The sequence below is a fragment of the Micromonospora sp. DT15 genome (assembly GCF_049841475.1).
GTDB lineage: Bacteria > Actinomycetota > Actinomycetes > Mycobacteriales > Micromonosporaceae > Micromonospora.
On record NZ_JBNCKJ010000011.1, the window covers coordinates 214,821 to 235,091 of the forward strand.

A 20,271-nucleotide genomic window follows, 5' to 3' on the forward strand; every position below is an offset into this window, starting at 1 on the left:
GGCGGGTCTCATGTCCGTCGGACGTGCTGGGGCAGGTGCTGGTTCCCTCGTCAAGCCACTCATCCGAACGGTCAATGTAGATGTCTGACATCGGTTCAGGCCTTCTCTTTTCTTCAACACATAGCTATATGTACATGCGTGACTACCTCCGTCACATCCTTCTCCTCTCAGGAGCGCACGTGAAAAGAGCTCTTGCCGCCGTCAGCGCAGTGCTGCTCACCAGCGGCCTGCTGACCTGCGTCGTCACCCCGGCGCACGCGGCCCCGCCCACCTCTCCCGCGCCGGACGCCTCCGCCGCGGCCCGAGCGGCAACCGTCCTACGAGCGAACCCCGGCGCCGTCCAGGGTTCGAGCGCCGAGTCCTACCAGGTGCGCAGCACCAAGGTGGACCCCAGCGGCGCGGCCCACACCCGCTACACCAGGACCTACCAGGGCCTGCGGGTGTACGGCGGTGACTTCGTCATCCACACCGCGCCGAACGGCACGTACGCCGGCAGTTCGGTCGGGTTGGCCGCGCCGCTGACCCTCGCCACCTCGGCCAGGACCACCGCGGCGGCCGCGAAGAAGGCCGCCAGCGCCCGGTTCGCCGGTAAGGCCGACGCGGTGGGCACGCCGGAACTGTTCGTGGACGCCAGTTCCGGGCAGGGTCGACTGGCCTGGGAGACCGTGGTCAGCGGTTGGCAGCCCGACGGGCAGACCCCGTCCCGGCTGCACGTGATCACCGACGCCACCACCGGCGCGACAGTCGGGTCGTACGACGAGATCGAGTCGGTCACCGGCAGCGGCCAGGGCATCTACACCGGCGCGGTCAGCATCGACACGACGCTCTCCGGCAGCACGTACCAGATGATCGACCCGGTGCGCGGCAACGGCCGCACCTGTGACATGAACAACGGCACGTCGAGCTGCACCACCTTCACCGACGCCGACAACGCCTGGGGCACCGGAGCCACCTCCAGTCGGCAGTCCGCCGCTGTGGACGCGCACTTCGGCGCAGCCAAGACGTTCGACTACTTCAAGAACACGCACGGCCGTAACGGCATCTTCGGCAACGGCAGCGGCGTGCCGAGCCGGGTGCACTACGGCAACAACTACGTCAACGCCTTCTGGGACGGCGCCCAGATGACCTACGGTGACGGCTCGGGCAACTCCCGCCCCCTGGTCTCGCTGGACGTGGCTGGGCACGAGATGAGCCACGGTGTCACCGAGGCGCTGGCCGGCCTGGTCTACTCCGGCGAATCCGGCGGCCTCAACGAGGCCACCAGCGACATCTTCGGCAACATGGTGGAGTTCTACGCCGCCGCGCCGAGCGACCCGGGCGACTACCAGGTCGGTGAGAAGATCAACATCAACAACAACGGCACGCCGCTGCGCTACATGTACAACCCGTCGCTGGACGGCTCGTCCGACAGTTGCTGGTCCACCAGCACCAAGAACAAGGACGTGCACTACTCCTCCGGCGTGGCCAACCACTTCTTCTTCAACCTGGCCGAGGGCACCGGCGCTACCTCGTACGGCACCTCCCCGGTCTGCGGTTCCGCCCCCGCGGTGACCGGTATCGGCCGGGCCAAGGCCGAGAAGATCTGGTACCGGGCGCTTGACGTCTACTTCACCTCCAACACGTCGTACGTCAGCACCAGCAACCCGGCGAACACCGCCCGCGCCTACAGCCTGCGGGCGGCCACCGACCTGTACGGCAGCTGCTCCACCGAGTACAAGGCCGTGCAGGCAGCCTGGACCGCGGTGAACGTGGCCGGCAGCGACTCCGCCTGCTCGACCGGCAACGACTTCTCGGTGTCGCTCTCGCCGACCGCCGGTTCGGTCAACCCGGGCAGCTCCGCCGCCACCACCGTGTCGACCGCCACCACGAGTGGCTCGGCGCAGACGGTGACGTTCTCCGCGTCCGGCCTGCCCAGCGGGGCGAGCGCCGCGTTCAGCCCCGCCTCGGTGACCTCGGGCGGCTCGTCCACCCTCACCATCAGCACCTCGGCGAGCACCCCGGCCGGCACCTACTCGATCACCGTGAACGGAGCGGGCGCGGTCACCCGCAGCGCCACCTACACGTTGACCGTGAACGGCACCGGTGGCGGTTGCACCGCGCCGGGTCAGAAGCTGGCCAACCCGGGCTTCGAATCCGGGGCCACCGGCTGGTCGGCCAGCTCCGGGGTGATCACCAGCTCCAGCAGCCAGGCAGCCCGCACCGGGTCGTGGAAGGCGTGGCTGAACGGGTACGGCAGCACCCGCACCGAGACGCTCGCCCAGTCGGTGAGCCTGCCGGCCGGCTGCGCGTCGTACGCCCTCAGCTTCTGGTTGCACATCGACTCCGCCGAGACCACCAGCAGCGTCGCCTACGACAAGCTCACCGTGCAGGTGCTCAACTCGAGCGGAACCGTTCTGGCCACCCTGGCGACCTACTCGAACCTGAACAAGGCCACCGGCTACAGCCAGAAGTCCTTCTCGCTGGCGTCGTACGCCGGTCAGACTGTCAGCCTGAAGTTCACGGGCGTGGAGGACTCCTCGCTCCAGACGTCGTTCGTGGTCGACGACACCGCGATCAACGTCTCCTGACCTGACGGCTCACGCGCGGGCCCGACGGCCACCCCTCACGGTGGTCGTCGGGCTCGCGTCGTTATGGTCGCGGCAGCGGGGCGACGACGCTGGCGGGCAGATCGGTGGCGCCGCACAGGTGACGCCGGGAAGGGGCCGATGTGTCGGACGCGGAGTTGACAGTCGAGGTGACCGGGCCGGTTGCCACCGTGGTGATGCACAACCCGGCCCGGCGCAACGCCATGACCGCGGCCATGTGGCGTCAGCTCCCCGAACTGCTCGACCGGCTGGAGCCCGAACCGGCCGTACGGTCGTTGGTGCTCACCGGTGCCGGCGACGCCTTCTGCGCGGGCGCGGACCTCGGTGACCTGGCCGAGTTGCTGGACGCCGGTGACGCCAGCATCGCGGTCGCCGCCGAGGAACGGCTGGCCCGGTTCGCCAAGCCGACGATCGCTGCCATCCGGGGTGCCTGCGTCGGCGGTGGGGCACAACTCGCAGTCGCCTGCGATCTGCGGATCGCCGCCGACGACGCCCGTTTCGGCGTACCGCCGGCCCGGCTCGGGCTTGTCTATCCGGCGCCGACGACACGCCGGCTGGCCCGGCTCGTTGGCCCGTCCGCCGCCAAGCACCTGCTGTTCACCGCCGAGCTGATCGACGCAGAGCGCGCCCTGCGGATCGGCCTGGTCGACGAACTGCTACCGGTCGACCGGCTCGCCGCACGGGTGGACGAGCTGACCGCGACGATCGCCATGCGGTCCCCGCTGAGCATCGCCGCCGCCAAGGAGATCATCGACGACCGCGCCGAGCCCGCGCGGATCGCCTGGTGGCACCGGAAGGTGACGACGACCGGCGAGGCCCGGGAAGGGGTGGCGGCGGTGACCGAGCGGCGTACGCCCCGCTTCGCCTGGCAGCCGCCGACCGACGCCTGATCCGGCAGAGTTTCGGCCGCCGTCGTCGATGGGTAGATCCCGCTCCACACTGTGATCGGGGGACCACTATGGACGAGACGGCGACGAATCCGGACCGGAACGACCGGCGACTTCGTCTGATTCTTGGTTTCGTGCTGCTGCCCGCAGTGGTCGGCGCGCTCGCGGTCGGTGTCGCGATGGGTGGCCAGAACACCGGCATCTTCGACGGTGACCCGCCGGGTTGGGCCAGCAACCTGGGACTCGTCCTGGTGATCCTCGGAGTCATCGTCGAGGTGGCCGCAGTCGTCTGGGTCGTACGCACCGGCCGCTACCGATCGGCACGACACTCGCCCCTGATCGGGCTCAGTTGGTCGCGCCGTCGTCGGCTGGATCGGCAGGTTCGACGCGACGCACCGGAGGCCGATGAAGACCCGGGTCTGCTCGTGGAAACCGCTAAACAGTTCGTCAATCAACGGTACTTTGCGGTGCTGTGCGCCGGTTTGCTGATGACGACCGTCGGTCAGGTCTTCGTGGGGTTCGCGCCGTTCCACGCGGTGATCGGTGGGTTGCTGCTGGTGCTCTGGGTGGTGCTGATCGTGTCGGTCGTCCGCAACGCCCGTCGGGGCGAGGCGTTCCTGCGCGCCCACCCGGATCTGCGCGGACGGTAGCCGCAAACCGCTCCCACCCATCGCAACATCTCGATCCCGGGTATCCGCGACCCAGGTCGGTACGGCAGGCTGTCCGTCGTGCAGCGTGATCAGTTGCTTGCGGGCCGCTACCGGCTCCTCGAGCGCCTCGGCAGTGGCGGCATGTCGGCGGTGCATCGGGCGTACGACGAAGTGCTCGAACGGGACGTGGCGGTGAAGGTGCTGGTCGCCTCGGACACCGACGCCCGGCAGCGGATCCGGGGCGAGGCCAAGGCCGCGGCTCGGCTGTCGCACCCGCACGTCACCAGCGTCTACGACTACGGCGAGTCGGTGGTGGACGGTGCCGAGGTCCCGTTCGTGGTGATGGAGTTGCTCGGCGGTCACACAGTGGAGCGCCGGTTGGTGGTCGGGCCGTTGCCCCCGCGCGCCGGTCTGCGGGTGTGTGCCGAGGTGGCTTCGGCGCTCGCCGCAGCGCACGACCAGGGGTTGGTGCACCGCGACATCAAGCCGGCCAACGTGATGCTCACGCCGACCGGTGCGAAGGTGCTCGACTTCGGCATCGCGGCAGCCGTCGGCGCGCCGGAGATCGACTTCGAGGGGCGGCTGATGGGCACGCCGGCGTACCTGGCGCCGGAGCGGTTGCAGGCTGGCGAGGTGCGGCCGGCCAGCGACGTGTACGCCCTCGGCCTGCTGCTGTACCGGGTGCTCACCGGCCGGTTGCCGTGGCCCGCCGAGGCGCAGACCCGGATGGTCCGTGCGCACACGCCCGTCGAACCGGACCCGCTGCCCGCGATCGACGGCGTGCCGCCCGAGGTGCACCGGCTCTACCGCTGGTGCCTGGCCGCCGACCCCGCCGATCGGCCACCGGCCACCGACGCGGCCCGCATACTGCTCGCCGCCGCCAGCGGGGCCGCCCCCGAGGCGGCTGCCGTCGCCGCCCAACCGGCGGCCGACGTAACCAAGCAGACCGGCCCTACCAGCACCGAGCAGACCAGCACCGAACAGACCAGCCCCGAGCAGACCAGCCCCGAGCAGACCAGCCCCGAGCAGACCAGCCCCGAGCGGGCCGGCACCGGGCAGGCCGGCACCGGGCCGACCAGAGCCAGGCCGGAGGGTGCCCGAACGACTGGTGATTCGGCGGTGCGGACGAGACGCGGGCCGTGGCGTCGGGGGCGAGCCATTCTGACGGTCGGCGGGGCTGTGATCGCCGCCGTGGCGCTCGCCGGGCCGCTCGGTGACTTCAGCAATCGACAGGGACAGAGCGCCGCGCCGACCAGCAGCGGCCCCGGCACCACCACGGTGGGGATGCCCCGCACCGAGGACCCGACCGACGCGGCCGATGCCGGACCGGCCGTCGTACCGACGACCAGGAGAAGCTCGCCCGCCACCCGGACCAGCTCTCCGGCCGGTCCGGGCGTGACAGCGGTCCCGGGCCCGACGACCACCACCGCCGGACCGCCCCCGACCTCGGCCGCGCCGACCCCGACACCTGGCGTAGGCGAACCGGTCGACGCGCTCGGCGGGACGGTCACCGCTCGCTGCGTGGGAAAGTCGGTCGAGGTGCTCAGCGTGGTGCTCGCACCCGGTTTCCGGGCCGAGGGGTACGACCCGGGGCCGGCAAAGCAGATCGTGGTCGAGCTGACCTCCCCGGAACACCGCAGCGAGATCCGGGTTCAGTGCCCCAATGGCCAGTTGAGGTCGAAGGTCAAGGAACGCGCCGCCTGATCGGGGGCCGGCGGGTGCCGCGCCCGGGTCGTACCCGGGACGCGGCCCCCCGTTCCCGCCGGCCGGTCCGTCACCGCCCGGTCAGCGCCGCCCAGCCCGGGTTCACCGGCTCCCGGCGCAGCGGCATGCCCGCCTCCGCCGGCGTCCGGTCCCCCTTGCGCTGGTTGCAGGCGTAGCAGGCGGCGGTGGTGTTCCGCCAGGTGTTCCGGCCGCCGCGCGAGCGGGGCAGGATGTGGTCGATGGTGGAGGCCGGGCCGCCGCAGTAGGCGCAGCACCTGTCGTCGCGGCGCAGCACACCGGCCCGCGACCAGGCCGGCCCGGAGTTGAACCTCCAGCGGGTGACGACGAAGCGGACCAGCCGCACCACCCGGGGCATCGGGAAGACCCCGATCACCCGGTCCGGCTCGGCCTCGTGGATCTCGGCCACCCGGCGGCAGAGCATGCGGACTGCGTGTTGGACGGTGACCCGGTGCAGCGGGCCGAGGTCGGCGTTGATGACGAGGACGGCATCCACCGGGACTCCTTTCCAGATGGTGACGGACAGCAAGAAGCCGCCCGGTCCGGCTGTCGGACGGGGCGGCTCAGCGCGTACGGACACGCGTCAGTCGGGCCGGCCCGCCCGGGGACCTTCCGCTCGGCAACCGTCACCGGGCAGCGTCGACAGCACGATGCTGATGTGCCACATCGTCATGAGCTGCTCCCGCGGTGGTGGTTGACCTTGCGCGCTCACGGTAGGTCGACCCGGGAGACACGGGCAACGTATTTCGATCGGCCGACCCCGTCGGGACGTCGCTGGCGGCGGGTGCGGGGAACTGCTTTGGCCGAGACCTGGGCGGTGGTCAGCGGTCGGTTCAGCCGCAGTGCCATCCGTGCGGTGAGTTCGCTGTCCAGCAGCGGCCGGTTGACCTCACCGGCGACGGACAGCGCGGGCCCGGAGACCGACCGCCAGATCGCGGCCAGCCCGGCGCCGAGGCCCACCAGGGCCACTGTGGCCCGGGTGGTCGGTGAGCCGGCGGCCGCGGCGGCACTCACCCCGACGACCGCGAAGAGCACGAGCAGCAGGGGTACGAGCACCGGCCAGAAGATGCCTCGGGCCGCCTGCGCCACCAGTCGCCGGTCTCGAATGATCAGGTTCCGGGCGATCACCGCGTAGTCCTCCTCGTCGAGCAGGTCGCGCGGGTGCAGGCCGCCGGTGAGCACGTCGCGCCAGAGGTCACCCTGGCCGCGCAGCGCCCGGCTGAGGGTGGCGGGCGTCGGCTCGGTCGGATCCCCGTGACCGGCGCGGTCGACAGCGCTCGCCCAGGCGGCCAGCGAGCGGCGCACCACAGCGGCCGAGTACGGCGGCAGCACGCTGGCCAACTCGTCCAGCCACCGGCTGATCTGGACCTGCCGGCCGCCGAACTGCCGCAGCAACTGAGTGACGTCGCCGGCTCGGACGGTGTCGGCCACTGACCGGCCCAGGCGGTAGGCCAGCCCGACCCGGTGGTTGGCGGCCATCGCCCAGCGCAGCACCTCAACGTTGAGGTCGTCGAGGGCGAGCAGCAGCGGCACCGGGTCGGCGGGGTCGGGCTGGCCCAGGTCGGGGAGCAGGGCGCGGGCGGCCGACGTGTCGGGTACCGGCCCGGTGTGCCGGGTGAGGTCGGCGATCTGGGCCAGGGCGACGTCCACCCCGTCGAGGTACATCCGCATCCGACGGTGGGCGGACATCTCGGTGAGGTTGGAGAGTTTGGCCGGCGGTACGGCCGGGCGGGCCTCGACGAAGGCGTTGGGCTCCGCGTGCTGCCCGTGGTGGTAGGCGTCCGCCATCCACCAGCCCAGCCGGAGCGCGGTGACGATGCAGGCGCGCTCGTCGCGGATCAGCGGGTACGCGTCGTCGCGGCCGATCTCGTCCGTCGACGAGCCGTTCTCCGCGCCGGCGCGGTGCAGTGGTGACATCTCCCGCTGCCCTCCCGCCCGGCCGATCGACGGTTGATCATTCGAGCGTACGGCAGCGTACCGTGGCTTATGTCATGTTTTGTCGATTTGGCCTCGTGCGGCCGGCCAGCAGGCCACGCGGTCGGATCGAGAGCACCGGCTCGGCCGCGCCACCCTCGGCGCGCAGAATGTGGTTCGCGGCGATGATCCCGGTCGCGGCCGAGCGTTCCATCAACGCGCTCGGGAAGTCCGTGGCGATACCGTCGCCGGCCAGATAGAGGCCGGTCGCGTCGGTGCGTACCCCCGGTCGCCAGGCGTGGCTGCCCGGCGTGAAGGCCGGCGCCTGCGCCTCCACCCGGGCCCGCAGCTCGCGGACCCGCAGGTCGCCGGCCTCCGGCCAGAGCGCGACCAGCTCGCGGCGCATCCGCTCGGCCAGCTCCTCGGCCGGCACGCCGGGCTCGCAGGCGTACGCGTGCAGCTCGACGACGGAGCCGCCGGTCTGCTGCGCCCAGCGCCGCGACTCGTTCTCCAGCCGGTGGTAGAGCGTCACCGAGTCCAGAGTGGGCTGACGGGACACGCCGCTGAACACCGCCCGCCCGGCGGCCACGTCCCCGTCACACCAGTACCGCGCCACCGCGTACGGCGGGCCCGGGGTGCCGAAGGCCGGCATCCGTGCCGCCAGCTCGGGTGCCTGCTCGGCCAGGTCCGGGGAGGCCGCCACCAGCGCGGCGAGCGCCGGCGGGTCGACGGCGAGCACGACGTGACCCGCCGGATGGCTGCCGCCGTCGGTGGTCGTCACCCGCCACCCCTCGGCGTCGCGGTGCACCCCGGTGGCGGCGCAGCCGGTGAGGACCCGGCCACCATGTTTCTCCACGTGCCGGGTCAGCGGCTCCCAGATCGCCGTGGCGTAGTCCTCGTCGGGGCAGTCGAAGGCCAACCCCTCCGGGTTGCCGAGCAGATAGAAGTGGAACTGGGCGACCATCTCGGCGGCCGACATCTCCGCCTCATGGTTGAAGAACGAGTGCGAGAAGACCTCGAACAGCATCGCCCGAGCCCGGTCCGGCAGTCGCAGCGACGCCAGCAACTCGTCGGCCGTGGTGTCGTCCAGGTCCGCGTAGGTGCGCACCGGGTCATAGCTGAGCAGCGGCAGCGCCGCGTCCCGGTCCATCAGTCGCAGGTCGGCCAGGCGCAGGCTGGGGCTGCGCAGCAGCAGCGCCAGCAGGTTCGCCGGTGGCGCGGGCGGCAACCTGCCGAACTCCTCGGTCGGCCACTGCTCGCTGAGAATCGGGTAGCCCGGAATCGGCTTGAGGAAACCCAGGTCACTGTCGATCCGGCGGAGGATGGACCGCCAGTTGTAGTACTGCCGGAAGAACGCGTGGAAGCCGTGCTCGTTCTGCTGGCTGCCGTCGGCGAGCGCCTCCGGCCAGGCGCCCAGCCGACCACCGAGGGTGGGTGCCGCCTCCAGGACCGTGACCGCCACACCCCGCTCGGCCAACACCACCGCCGCCGACATCCCGGCGATGCCGCCACCCACCACCAGCGCCGTGGTCGGTCGCGGCACCCGGTCGGCGCCACCACCGCCCGGGTCCACCTGGTGCTGCCGTACGCCGATCAGCCGACCTACCACTTGCGACAGCGCCATGGGCCCAGTCTGCCCCACCTCGGCTCAGTCGGCTGGCAAGCAACGGCGGGGACGGTCGGAGGCCGGCCAGACGTACTCCAGGTCCTCCGGCACGCCGTCGCCGAACAGCGGGCGGTAGTGCGCCGGGTCCTTGCGCAGCAGCGACGAGCGGTGACTGAGGTGCAGGTCGTCGCGGCCCAGCCACGGTGGCAGCTCACCCGCTCGGGCCAGCTCGTCCTGGGTGCGTACGACGCCGGCCCCGCAGGCGTCGGCGAGGTCGACGGTCATCGTGGTGGCGCAGGTGTCGGCCCGCCCCGGTTCGGTCCAGACCGCGCACATGTCCAGCCCGTAGCGGACGAGCGCCTCCTCGTACCCGGCCCACATCTTCACGGCCGGGTGGTTGCGCCAGCCGTACCCGGGTCGGGTGAGCCCGCGCAGCACCTGGATGGCCTCCACCCGCTGCTTGCCGAGCCGCTTCTGGTCCAGCGTGCGGGCGCTGGCCAGGAAGCCCGGGTACGGGAGGAACGTCTGCATGCCGCTGCTCTACCCGTCGCCGGGGCGGACATACCTGGGCCCGGGATGATCCGGACGGGGTCGCCCAGGGTGGCAGTGCTGATTACGATCCGGGCATGGCGGAGCCGTGGCGGGACCGGGCGCGACGGGCGGTCGAGTGGAACTGGCGACTGAGGTCCGTCGGTGATCCGCGCCCGCACTACGTGATCTGTGGCAAGGACGCGCTCGCCTACTACGTGGCCCGGGCGATGCTCGAATCCGAGCTGCCGGTCGGTGGGGCCCGGGTGACAGTTGTGGTGCCGGAGCGTTACCGCAGCAACGGGCCGGACGTGGCCGGGCTGCGCGGGGTCCGGGTGGTCCGCTCGGACCGGCTTGACGTGGCCACCTTCGAGGCCGCCGGCCTGGCCGGCGCGACCGGGCTGGCCCTGTTGCACCAGGACGACGTGGGCAACCTGCACGCCGCGCTCTGCGCGCAGGCCGTCGACCAGCGGGTCCGCCAGGTGCTGCGGATGTTCAACGGCACCCTCGCCGACGGCGTGCGCAAGCTGCTCAAGGCCCCGGTCGAGGTGCTCTCCGACGCCGAGATGGCCGCGCCGGCCTTCGTGGCCGCCGCGCTCAACGAGGTCGACCCGAGTTCCTTCCAACACCGGGACAAGACGCTGCGGGTGGCGCGTCGGGCCGACGTCCGACCGCAGGACGTGGTCTGCGCGTTGGCGCACCTCAGCGAGGCGCGGGGGGTGGAGCTGCTGCCGGCCCAGCAGGCTGGCGCCGACCTGGTGCTGGCCGAGGCGACCGGTCAGCCGCCGGGCACCGAGGTCGCCGCCCGCCGGTTGGTCCGGGCGCGTCGGCGGCGTCGTCCGATCTCGGTGGTGGTGGGGGCGGTACGCGGCTTCGCCACCCGCAAGATCGGCATTGCGGTGATGGTGGTGCTCGCGCTGATCGCGGTGCTGGGAGCACTGATCTCCCGGGCCGAGGACGTCTCTCCGCTGGAGGCGCTGTACCTGACGCTGGTCACCACGCTCAGTGGCGCCGACCCGGACACCACCAAGGCGGCGGATGCCCAGATCATGCAGGTGGTGCTCAACCTGGCCGGGTTGGCGCTGATCCCACTGATCACCGCGGTCGTGGTGGACGGCATCGTCAACGCCCGACTGGCGCTGCACACCGGCCGCCTGCAACCCGCGCGGGTCGGGCACGTGGTGGTGATCGGTCTGGGCAACGTCGGCACCCGGGTGATGGCGCAGCTACGCGAGTACGACGTCGAGGTGGTGGCGATCGACAAGGATCCGGAGCCGCGCGGCGCCGCCCTGGCCCGCCAACTGGAGGTGCCGCTGATCGTCGGCGACGCCGCGTTGCCGGAGACACTCGCCTCCGCCTCGGTGGCCGACTGTCAGGCGCTGGTGGTGGCGTCCACCGACGACGTGGCCAACCTGGAGGCGGCCCTCGCCGCCCGCGACCTCCGCGCCGACCTGCGCGTGGTGCTGCGGCTCTTCGACGGTGACTTCGCCGAACGGGTGGAGGAGACCTTCGCGCTCGGGGTGTCCCGCTCGGTCTCCTACCTGGCCGCCCCGGCCTTCATCGGGGCGCTCACCGAACGCGCCGTGATCAGCACCATCCCGGTCGACCGGCACGCGCTCCCGGTCGCCGAGGTGCCGGTCGCCGCCGGCTCCGAGCTGGACGGTCGACCGCTGGACGCGGTCAACCGGGACGGGCAGGTCCGGTTGATCGCCCGCACCCCGGGCGGCGGCGCCAGGACCATCTGGTGGAAGGACCTCGACCCCCGCCAGGTGATCTTCGCCGGCGACCGGCTGACCGTCGTCGCCCGGCGGCGCGGGCTGGACTGGCTGACGCGCCAGTGCGCCCCGCCGGCCCACCCGGAGCCGGTCACCCGACCGGCCGGGTCGGTCCACGGCGGAGCGCACACCCCGGCGGCGGCGTCTCCCCCCGTGCCGGGGCAGACGGGCCCGGGGGTCGGCGCGGCACATCCCGTCCCTCCGGGTGGAGATGCGCCCTCGACGACCAACGGTGTTCAACCTGACGAACGTGAGCTGACCCGCCGGCATGACGGGCCCGGCGAGGTGAGCTGACAGCACCCGACGCAGCAGGAACCGGGCGGCACTGAGCGACAATCCATGGCATGCGTTTCCGCATCCTGGGTCCGACCCAGGTCGTGCTGGCCGACGGGCGAGAGGTCCCCGTGGGCGGGCCTCGGCTGCGTGCCCTGCTGGCGCTGCTTCTGCTCAACGCGGGACGGGTCGTCTCCGCCGACCGACTGATCGACGGCCTGTACGGCGAGCACCCGCCCCGAGGTGCGGCCAACGCGCTCCAGTCCCAGGTGTCGCGACTGCGCCAGGCACTGCCCGCCGGGCACGACCCGGTCGAGTTCCACCCGGCCGGTTACCGCCTGGCGGTGGATCCCGACGACGTCGACGCGTACCGCTTTGAACGGCTCGCCGAGGCGGGACGCTGCGCGCTCGTCGGCGGCGACTGGCCCCGCGCGGCGGGGCTGTTGCGTGAGGCGCTGGAGCTGTGGCGTGGTCCCGCCCTGGCCGATGCCATCGGCGCAGCCGGCGTGCCCGCCCAGGCGGCCCGGCTGGACGAGCTGCGGTTGGCCGCCATCGAGAATCGGGTCGAGGCGGATCTGGCGTTGGGCGCACACGGCACGTTGATCGCGGAGCTGCGGGAGTCGGTCGTCGCGCATCCGCTGCGGGAGCGGCTACGTGGTCAGCTCATGCGCGCCCTGGCGGCGCTGGGCCGGCCGGCCGAGGCGCTGGCCGAGTTCGAGGATGCCCGGCACACGTTGGCCGATCAGCTCGGCGTCGACCCGTCGGCGGATTTGGCCGCGGTCCACCTGGCGGTGCTGCGTGGGGCGGAACGCGGGTCGGCCGAACCGGTGCTGCCGAGTCAACTCACCACCTTCGTCGGGCGCGAGGAGGAGCTCAAGCGCGTCGGCGACCTGCTCGGAGAGCGGCGGCTGGTCACCCTCACCGGTCCCGGGGGCGCGGGCAAGACGCGCCTGGCGATCGAGGCCGCTGGCCGGGTCGACGGGGAGGCCCGTTTCGTCGAGTTGGCCGGGCTGGCTGACGGTTCGGACGTTCCGCAGGCGGTGCTGAGCGCGCTCGGCCTACGCGACGCGGGCCTGCGTGCCCCGGCCGAGCCGGGCTGGCAGACCACCGACCGGTTGGTCGAGGCGCTGGCCGAGCGGCGGCTGCTGCTGGTCCTCGACAACTGCGAGCACGTCCTCGTCGACGCGGCCCAGCTGGCGGCCCGGTTGCTGAGCGCCTGCCCGGCGTTGCGCGTCCTGGCCACCAGTCGGGAGCCGCTGGGGTTGGCCGGTGAGGCGCTGTGCCCGCTGTCCGGGCTCAGCCTGCCACCGCTCGGCGCGTCCGTGCTGGACGCCGACGACTACGCGGCGGTCGGCCTCTTCGCCCAACGGGCCGCCGACGTCGCGCCCGACTTCACCGTCACGCCGGCCAACGTCGAGATGGTGCTGCGGATCTGCCGCAGCCTGGACGGCCTGCCGCTGGCGATCGAGTTGGCCGCCGCGCGGCTGCGGGCGTTGCCCGTCGCCGAAGTGGCCGCCCGTCTCGACGACCGGTTCCGGCTGTTGTCGACGGGCAACCGGGCCGCGTCGCCGCGACACCGCACCCTGCGGGCCGTGGTCGAGTGGAGTTGGGATCTGCTCGACGACGCCGAACGGCACGTGGCCCGACGGCTGACCGTCTTCGCCGGTGGGGCCACGCTGGAGGCGGCCGAGCGGGTCTGTGGCCTGCCCACCGCCGAGTTCGTCGACGCGCTCACCGGTCTGGTCGACAAGTCCTTCGTGGAGATGACGGGTGGCCGGTACCGGATGCTCGAAACGGTGCGGGCCTTCTGTGCGGAGCGTCTCGCCGAGGCCGGCGAGGCCGACCAACTGCGTCGCGCGCACACCGCGTACTTCCTGGAGTTCGCCTGGACCGCCAGCGACCACCTCCGCTGCGCGGAGCAGCTGCACTGGCTGCGACGCCTCGACGCGGAGCGGGACAACCTGCACGCGGCGTTGCGTCGGGCCACCGCGGCCGGTGACGCGTCCGACGCGGCTGGAATGGTCGCGGCCCTGTCGTTCTACTGGTGGCTGCGCGGCATGCGCGGGGAAGGGGCGCGGCTCGCCGCGGACGTCCTCGAACTGCTCGGCACCGAGGCGCCGCCGGGGCTGGGCGAGGAGTTCGCCCTCTGCGTCTACAACGCCTCGCTCGCTGGCTCCGGCTCTCTGCCGTCGCTCGGGACGCAGCGGTCCGTGATCCGCAGCCTCGACCGGCCGCCGCGACAGCCCTTCCTGCTGTACCTGTCGGGGATCTCGACGGGACCGCCCTCCGGCGGTGCCGAGGATGTCGACGAGCTGATGGGGGAGCTGCGACGGCTGGTCGGCCCGGACCCGTGGATCAACGCGCTCGGCGCGATGGGCAGCGGCTCGGCGCTGATGTGGAGCGACCAACGGGACCGCGCCCGGGCCGCGCTGGCCACAGCGCTCGACGGCTTCCGCGGCACCGGGGACCGGTGGGGCACCATGATCACGCTCGGTGCGCTCGGCGAACTGGCCGCCTGGCAGGGCGATCCGGAGACCGCGGGCGCCCACATGGATGAGGCCATGGGACTGGTCGAGGCGCTCGGGTCGGCTGTCGACCAGGCCGACATGCTGCGTACCCGGGGCGAGATAAGGCTGCGCGCCGGTGACCTCGCGGGGGCGCACGAGGACTTCGCCGGCGCGCTGCTCCTCGCGCAGCGCAGCGGTGCGCCTGAGTTCGTGGCCAGCGCCCGGCTCGGCCTCGCCCAGGTGGCCCGGGTGCGCGGGGACCTGGCCGCCGCGAGGCGGTTCTGCGAGGAGGCGCTGACCGGCGGGCTCACCGGCTGGTACGTCGGCGAGGCCGCCCGTGCGGAGATCATTCTCGTCCTGAAGGAGATCACCGAGGCGGAGAAGGCCGATGCGCCGCCGTCAGCGGGCGGTGCGTGACCCGTCAGCGTCGGGCCGCACCGTGGGGGCATGACGACATTCGAGGTGGTCGCCGAGGGTCTGGGCAAGCGGTACGGCCCGACCAGGGCGCTCGACACGTTCGACCTGACCGTGCCGCCCGGCACGGTCCACGGACTGCTGGGACCGAACGGCGCGGGCAAGACGACTGCCGTACGGATCCTCACCACCCTGCTGCGCTTCGACACGGGAAGGGCCACGGTGGCCGGGTACGACGTGCTGCGCCAGCCGGACGAAGTGCGCGCCCGGATCGGGCTGACCGGGCAGTACGCCGCGGTCGACGAGATCCTCAGCGGCCGGCAGAACCTGGAGCTGTTCGGCCGGCTGTTCCGGCTCGGCAGGCGGGAGGCCCGCCGACGCGCCGATGAACTGCTGGAGCGGTTCGGGCTGGACGAGGCGGCGGGCCGGTCCGCCGGTGAGTACTCGGGTGGGATGCGTCGCCGGTTGGACCTCGCCGCCAGTCTGATCCGTACGCCGCGGGTGTTGTTCCTGGACGAGCCGACGACCGGCCTGGACCCGCGCAGCCGCAACCAGGTGTGGGACCTGGTCCGAGGTCTCGTGGCGGACGGGACCACGGTCGTGCTCACCACGCAGTACCTGGAGGAGGCCGATCAGCTCGCCGACCGGATCTCGGTGATCGACGCCGGTCGGGTGGTGGCCGAGGGATCACCGGACCAGCTGAAGGCGATGACTGGGGGCGACCGGATCGAGGTGGTGGTCCGCGACGCGGCCGAGCTGAGCCAGGCGGTCCGCCTCGTCGCGCGGATCTGCGGCGCGGAGCCCGAACTCGACCCGGAGGTTCGGCGGCTCAGCGTGCCGGTGGTCGATCGCGTCGCCGGCCTGGTCGACGTGGTTCGCGCGCTGGACGACGCCGGGATCGCTGTCGAGGACATCGGCCTGCGGCGCGCGACGTTGGACGAGGCATTCCTGCACCTGACCGGGCACCGGCCGGATGAGGCCCGCGAGCCGGTCGGGGCCGGACGAACTGTGGAAATGGCATGACCACGGCGATCGTCGACGGTTGGACGATGACCAGGCGGAACATGACGCACGTGGTTCGCGCGCCGGAGGAGCTGATCCTCTACTTCTCGCTGCCGATCATGTTCGTGCTGGTCTTCGGGTACGTGTTCGGCAGCGGCATGCAGGTGCCGGGTGGCGGCGACTACCGCGAGTTCCTGCTGCCCGGGGTCTTCGTGATGACGATGCTCTACGGGTTGGGGGCCACAGCGACCGGCGTGGCGCTGGACCTCAGCCGGGGTGTGGTCGACCGGTTCCGGTCGATGCCGATGGCACGGTCCGCCCTGATGACCGGTCGCAGCGCGGCCGACCTGCTGCGCGCCCTGCTGGAGATGTCCACCCTCCTGGTGTGTGGCCTGCTCGTCGGATGGCAGTGGCGCGAGGGTGTGGGCAGGGCGTTGCTCGCCGTCGGGCTCCTCCTGCTGCTGCGAGTCGCCATCACCTGGATGGGGATCTACCTGGCGCTTCTGGTCCGCAACCCGGACACCGTCGGCGTCATCGTCTTTCCGGCGGCGTTTCCGCTGACCGCGATCTCCAACGTCTTCGTGTCACCCGAGCTGATGCCGTCGGTCATCGGGACGATCTCGGAGTGGAATCCGTTGTCGGCCACCGTCGCGGCGATCCGCGAACTGTTCGGCAACCCGGGCCTGGGTGGTGATTCCTGGCCGGCGGAGCACGCGATGCTGTTGGCGGTGCTGTGGCCGGTGCTGCTGATCGCGACGTTCGCCCCGCTGGCCGTGCGCCGCTACCAACGGTTGAGCCGCTGACTCCGACCGTCTGCCCGGGTCAGCGGCGGGCCCGCAGGGCGTGGAAGGCGGCACCCACGGCGAGCACACCGAAGCCGCCGATCACGCTGCTCAGCGGCAGGTTGACAGCGAGCAGCAGGCACCCGACCAGCCCGAGAACGGCGAGCACCCGGACCGGCAACCGCCGGTCCGGGTCCCGCCCCAGGGTGAGCGCAGACGCGTTGGTGATCGCGTAGTAGACCAGCACCGTGCAGCTGGAGAAGCCGATCGCGTCGCGTACGTCGCCGAGCAGCACCACCACTGTCACCACGGCGGCCACCGCCAGTTCGGCGCGGTGCGGCACCTGGTGCACCGGGTGCACGGCGGCCAGCGCACCGGGCAGGTCGCGGCGGCGGGCCATGGCGAGGGTGGTCCGCCCGACCCCGGCGACCAGTGACAGCAGCACCCCGACGACCGCGATGGTGGCACCGGCGCGGACCACCCACGCCAGGCCGGGCAGCCCGGCGGCGGTCACCACGTCGACCAGGGGCGCGGCGGATCCGGCCAGCCGGTCGGCGCCGAGCACGCCGAGGGTGACCGCCGCCAGCACCAGGTAGATCACGAGCACCACCCCGAGCGCCAGCGGCACCGCGCGCGGGATGGTCCGCTGCGGGTCGCGGACCTCCTCGCCCAGCGTGGCGATCCGGGCGTACCCGGCGAAGGCGAAGAACAGCAACCCGGCGGCGGTGAGCACGCCCCGCGCAGAGCCGCCGGGCTCGCCGAGCCGGCCCAGATGCACCGGCCCACCGACCAGGCCGACGACGGTGACCACTGCCAGCACCGCCAGCACCAGCGCCACCAACGCCCTGGTCACGGTGGCGGTCTTGCCGATGCCGCGAAGGTTCACAGCGGTCACCGCGAGCACCGCGCCGACGGCTACCAGTCGGGCCTGGCCCGGCCAGAGGTACGCCCCGACGGTCAACGCCATCGCCGCGCAGCTCGCCGTCTTGCCGACCACGAAGCCCCAACCGGCCAGGAACCCGGCGAACGGCCCGAGACGCTCCCGGCCGTAGACGTAGGTGCCGCCGGACTCCGGGTACCGGGCCGCCAGCCGCGCCGAACTGGTCGCGTTGCAGAAGGCCACGAAGCCGGCCAGCGCCAGCGCGGGCAGCAGGCCGGCACCGCCGGCCGCCGCCACCGCCGGGCCGAAGACCACGAAGACGCCCGCGCCCAGCATCGAGCCCAACCCGATGACAACCGCATCGGGTACGCCCAGCCGCCGCGCCAGTTGATCCACGAATCAGAACCTAGGGGCACGAGGTGAACGGCCGGTCCCACGCGCGTAACCGGCCGGGGAGCGGCAGATCGTCCCAGGGCACCCGGTGCAGCAGCCGGTCCAGGAGCAGGCCCAGCAGCAGCCCGGCGACCGAGTCGGTCAGCCAGTGCCAGCCGAGGTAGGTGGTGGTGGTGAGGACGACCAGCGGCGGTACGACGCGGATCACGGTGACGAGCCGGCTCGGGAGTTGCCGGCCGAAAGTGCGGGCCAGTGGGGCGAGCAGCAGCGCGATGACCCCGTACCAGACGATCGCGTTGGCGACGTGGCCCGACGGGTAGGACTGGGCGAACCGCACCGGCAGGTCGTCGTGGAACAGCGGCAGGGTCTGCTCGGGTGTCAGGAACGGCTCCTTGACGCTGGCGCTCGGTGCCGCCCGCGCGGTCCAGACCTTCAGCGGACCGATCGTGAAGGTGGTGATCACGAACCCGACCACCGGCAGCAGGATCGGCCGCACCGACCGCAGCCGGACGGCCAGCAGCACGCCCAGCCCGACGCCGATCAGGGTCAGTGGGGTGCCCTGGCCGAGGAAGTTCAGCACCCGGGCGACCCAGTACGCGGCGGTCGGCCGGTGCCCGTCGGCCCAGTCGGCGACCGCCCGGTCCAATCCGAAGAGCTGATCGGCGGCGAGCGCCACCGTCAACCCGACCAGACCGACCAGCAGGAGCGCGTCGAACCACCAGCCGGCCGGGCGAACGGGCCGTAGCCGCAGGTCACGTCGTACCGCTGTGGGTTTGAGCACGCGACCACGCTACCGGCCCGGCGCGAGGCCGGGGTGTGCGGCGCTGTGGGCCCAACCACGATCAGAGGCGGATGAGGGGGACGACCAGTCATGCTTGTGCCCGTGCGGATCACGTCTGCTCTCGTGGACCCGGCGCTGCTCGACCTGCCCTGGTCGACACCGCTGGAGGAGTGGCCTGCCCAGCACCTGGTGGCGCTGCCGCAGGGCATCTCCCGGCACATCGTCCGTTTCGTCCGGTTGGGCGACTACGTGTACGCGTTCAAGGAGACCCGCGAGCGGATCGCCGAGCGGGAGTACGACCTGCTCCGGGCCCTGGAGCGGATCGACTTCCCCTCCGTCGAGGCGGTCGCGGTCGTCGCCGACCGGCAGACCGAGGACGGGGAGCCCCTCGAATCGGTGCTGATCACCCGGCACCTGCAGTTCTCGCTGCCGTACCGGGCGCTCTTCTCGCACACCCTCCGCCCGGAGACGATGAGCCGACTGCTCGATGCGCTCGCCGCCCTGATCGTGCGGATGCATCTGACCGGCTTCTTCTGGGGCGACTGCTCGCTGTCGAACACGCTGTTCCGGCGGGACGCGGGTGCCTTCGCCGCCTACCTGGTGGACGCGGAGACAGGCGCCCTGCACAACGCGCTCTCCAACGGTCAGCGCGGTGAGGACCTGGAGATCGCCCGGGTGAACATCTTCGGTGAGGCGCTGGACCTGCAGGCCGCTGGCCTGCTGCACGAGTCCATCGACCCGGAGGTGGTGTGCGAGGAGGTCGTGCAGCGCTACGAGCGGCTCTGGCACGAGATCACCTATGAGCAGGCGATCGAGCGGGAGGCCCGGCGCGACATCGAGGGCCGGATCCGCCGCCTCAACGAGCTGGGCTTCGACGTCGCCGAGGTGGCCATGTCGACCATCGACGGTGGGCGTTTCCTGGTTCGGCCGAAGGTCGTCGATGCCGGCTACCACACCCGGCGGCTGCTTCGGCTGACCGGCCTGGACGCCGAGGAGAACCAGGCCCGCAAGCTGCTCAACGACCTGGACGCCTACCGTGCCGAGAGCGACCTGATCGACGAGCAGCAGGCGGCCCACCGCTGGCTCACCGAGGTCTTCGAGCCGGTGGTCCGGGCCGTTCCCGCGCACCTGCGTCGCAAGCTGGAACCGCAGGAACTGTTCGCCCAGATCATCGAGCACAAGTGGCTGCTCTCCGAGCAGGCCGGCCGGGACGTCGGGATGCGCCACGCGGTCCAGTCGTACCTGTCCGACGTGCTGGTGCACCGCCCCGACGAGCAGGCCGTCCTCGGCATCGACGTCCCCAGCCTCAGCTAGGGCACCAGCCCGGTTGTCCGCGGCCCGTTGTTCGCGGCCTGGTTGTCCGGGGCCTGGGGTCCGGCCCGCACCCGGTTGCTCGTCAACTCAGCGACCGGACTTGCCTAGCCGCTGCCTTTCGAGCTGATGTCGTAAACGATTCAGCCCCGCTCGGTCGTGCTGGACCGCTGGGTTGGGCTGGTGGGTGGTCTGGGCTCCCGGGTCGGGGTGGACTGGGCTCGTGGGCTGATGCCGCAAACGATTCAGCTCCAAAGGCTC

15 protein-coding genes are annotated in these 20,271 nt (G+C 72.0%); 9 read left to right on the forward strand and 6 right to left on the reverse strand.

Features of this window, described 5'->3' with window-relative positions; genetic code table 11:
- The first annotated feature begins 179 nt into the window (after nt 1-179).
- The 4 genes from ACLQ3F_RS24200 to ACLQ3F_RS24215 all read left to right on the forward strand — a co-directional run bounded on the left by ACLQ3F_RS24200 (nt 180) and on the right by ACLQ3F_RS24215 (nt 5,826).
- A complete protein-coding gene (locus ACLQ3F_RS24200; protein WP_425851558.1) occupies nt 180-2,567 on the forward strand; it encodes a M4 family metallopeptidase in 2,388 nt (795 codons plus the stop codon).
- A gap of 140 nt (nt 2,568-2,707) precedes the next feature.
- Nucleotides 2,708-3,475: an enoyl-CoA hydratase/isomerase family protein gene (locus ACLQ3F_RS24205; RefSeq protein ID WP_425851559.1), complete on the forward strand. Its 768-nt coding sequence runs from the start codon at nt 2,708-2,710 to the stop codon at nt 3,473-3,475.
- 68 nt (nt 3,476-3,543) lie between these two features.
- Entirely contained in the window at nt 3,544-4,122 is a 579-nt protein-coding gene (locus tag ACLQ3F_RS24210; protein WP_425851561.1) for a hypothetical protein, read from the forward strand.
- Nucleotides 4,123-4,200: 78 nt separating this feature from the next.
- The gene (locus ACLQ3F_RS24215; protein WP_425851562.1) at nt 4,201-5,826 is read left to right on the forward strand and encodes a protein kinase domain-containing protein; all 1,626 of its coding nucleotides are present in this window, start codon (nt 4,201-4,203) and stop codon (nt 5,824-5,826) included.
- Nucleotides 5,827-5,896: 70 nt separating this feature from the next.
- Here the strand turns inward: ACLQ3F_RS24215 and ACLQ3F_RS24220 are convergent, their stop codons facing one another.
- The 4 genes from ACLQ3F_RS24220 to ACLQ3F_RS24235 all read right to left on the reverse strand — a co-directional run bounded on the left by ACLQ3F_RS24220 (nt 5,897) and on the right by ACLQ3F_RS24235 (nt 9,895).
- A complete protein-coding gene (locus ACLQ3F_RS24220; protein WP_238676588.1) occupies nt 5,897-6,340 on the reverse strand; it encodes an HNH endonuclease in 444 nt (147 codons plus the stop codon).
- Nucleotides 6,341-6,552: 212 nt separating this feature from the next.
- Nucleotides 6,553-7,761: a hypothetical protein gene (locus ACLQ3F_RS24225; protein WP_425851563.1), complete on the reverse strand. Its 1,209-nt coding sequence runs from the start codon at nt 7,759-7,761 to the stop codon at nt 6,553-6,555.
- Between the two features lie 67 nt (nt 7,762-7,828).
- Nucleotides 7,829-9,382 carry an FAD-dependent oxidoreductase gene (locus ACLQ3F_RS24230; protein ID WP_425851565.1) on the reverse strand — a complete coding sequence of 518 codons (1,554 nt, stop codon included), beginning with the start codon at nt 9,380-9,382 and terminating at the stop codon, nt 7,829-7,831.
- A gap of 24 nt (nt 9,383-9,406) precedes the next feature.
- Entirely contained in the window at nt 9,407-9,895 is a 489-nt protein-coding gene (locus tag ACLQ3F_RS24235; protein WP_357257257.1) for an MSMEG_6728 family protein, read from the reverse strand.
- Between the two features lie 95 nt (nt 9,896-9,990).
- Here ACLQ3F_RS24235 and ACLQ3F_RS24240 point away from each other — a divergent pair, with 95 nt between their 5' ends.
- The 4 genes from ACLQ3F_RS24240 to ACLQ3F_RS24255 are packed head-to-tail and all read left to right on the forward strand — an operon-like array spanning nt 9,991 to nt 16,666.
- Nucleotides 9,991-11,961 carry a potassium channel family protein gene (locus tag ACLQ3F_RS24240; RefSeq protein ID WP_425851568.1) on the forward strand — a complete coding sequence of 657 codons (1,971 nt, stop codon included), beginning with the start codon at nt 9,991-9,993 and terminating at the stop codon, nt 11,959-11,961.
- A gap of 50 nt (nt 11,962-12,011) precedes the next feature.
- A complete protein-coding gene (locus ACLQ3F_RS24245; RefSeq protein ID WP_425851570.1) occupies nt 12,012-14,864 on the forward strand; it encodes a BTAD domain-containing putative transcriptional regulator in 2,853 nt (950 codons plus the stop codon).
- 30 nt (nt 14,865-14,894) lie between these two features.
- Nucleotides 14,895-15,884 carry an ATP-binding cassette domain-containing protein gene (locus ACLQ3F_RS24250; RefSeq protein ID WP_425851571.1) on the forward strand — a complete coding sequence of 330 codons (990 nt, stop codon included), beginning with the start codon at nt 14,895-14,897 and terminating at the stop codon, nt 15,882-15,884.
- Nucleotides 15,881-16,666 (forward strand): ABC transporter permease, encoded by a 786-nt coding sequence (locus ACLQ3F_RS24255; protein WP_355005883.1) that lies wholly within the window; start codon nt 15,881-15,883, stop codon nt 16,664-16,666. Before ACLQ3F_RS24250 ends, ACLQ3F_RS24255 begins: the two co-directional genes overlap by 4 nt.
- Before the next feature lie 19 nt (nt 16,667-16,685).
- Here the strand turns inward: ACLQ3F_RS24255 and ACLQ3F_RS24260 are convergent, their stop codons facing one another.
- Both ACLQ3F_RS24260 and ACLQ3F_RS24265 read right to left on the reverse strand, forming a co-directional pair.
- Entirely contained in the window at nt 16,686-17,921 is a 1,236-nt protein-coding gene (locus ACLQ3F_RS24260; RefSeq protein WP_425851573.1) for an APC family permease, read from the reverse strand.
- Nucleotides 17,922-17,931: 10 nt separating this feature from the next.
- Nucleotides 17,932-18,669 carry a phosphatase PAP2 family protein gene (locus tag ACLQ3F_RS24265; protein WP_425851672.1) on the reverse strand — a complete coding sequence of 246 codons (738 nt, stop codon included), beginning with the start codon at nt 18,667-18,669 and terminating at the stop codon, nt 17,932-17,934.
- A gap of 132 nt (nt 18,670-18,801) precedes the next feature.
- Here ACLQ3F_RS24265 and ACLQ3F_RS24270 point away from each other — a divergent pair, with 132 nt between their 5' ends.
- Nucleotides 18,802-20,013, forward strand: coding sequence for a DUF4032 domain-containing protein (locus ACLQ3F_RS24270; RefSeq protein WP_425851574.1), 1,212 nt, complete (start codon nt 18,802-18,804; stop codon nt 20,011-20,013).
- Nucleotides 20,014-20,271: the final 258 nt, after the last annotated feature.

Bases quoted from the DNA above. Each gene is read 5' to 3' on its own strand.
- ACLQ3F_RS24210 (WP_425851561.1), top strand. From the start codon at position 3,544: ATGGACGAGACGGCGACGAATCCGGACCGGAACGACCGGCGACTTCGT.
- ACLQ3F_RS24225 (WP_425851563.1), bottom strand. From the start codon at position 7,761: ATGTCACCACTGCACCGCGCCGGCGCGGAGAACGGCTCGTCGACGGAC.
- ACLQ3F_RS24230 (WP_425851565.1), bottom strand. From the start codon at position 9,382: ATGGCGCTGTCGCAAGTGGTAGGTCGGCTGATCGGCGTACGGCAGCAC.
- ACLQ3F_RS24235 (WP_357257257.1), bottom strand. From the start codon at position 9,895: ATGCAGACGTTCCTCCCGTACCCGGGCTTCCTGGCCAGCGCCCGCACG.
- ACLQ3F_RS24240 (WP_425851568.1), top strand. From the start codon at position 9,991: ATGGCGGAGCCGTGGCGGGACCGGGCGCGACGGGCGGTCGAGTGGAAC.
- ACLQ3F_RS24245 (WP_425851570.1), top strand. From the start codon at position 12,012: ATGCGTTTCCGCATCCTGGGTCCGACCCAGGTCGTGCTGGCCGACGGG.
- ACLQ3F_RS24250 (WP_425851571.1), top strand. From the start codon at position 14,895: ATGACGACATTCGAGGTGGTCGCCGAGGGTCTGGGCAAGCGGTACGGC.
- ACLQ3F_RS24255 (WP_355005883.1), top strand. From the start codon at position 15,881: ATGACCACGGCGATCGTCGACGGTTGGACGATGACCAGGCGGAACATG.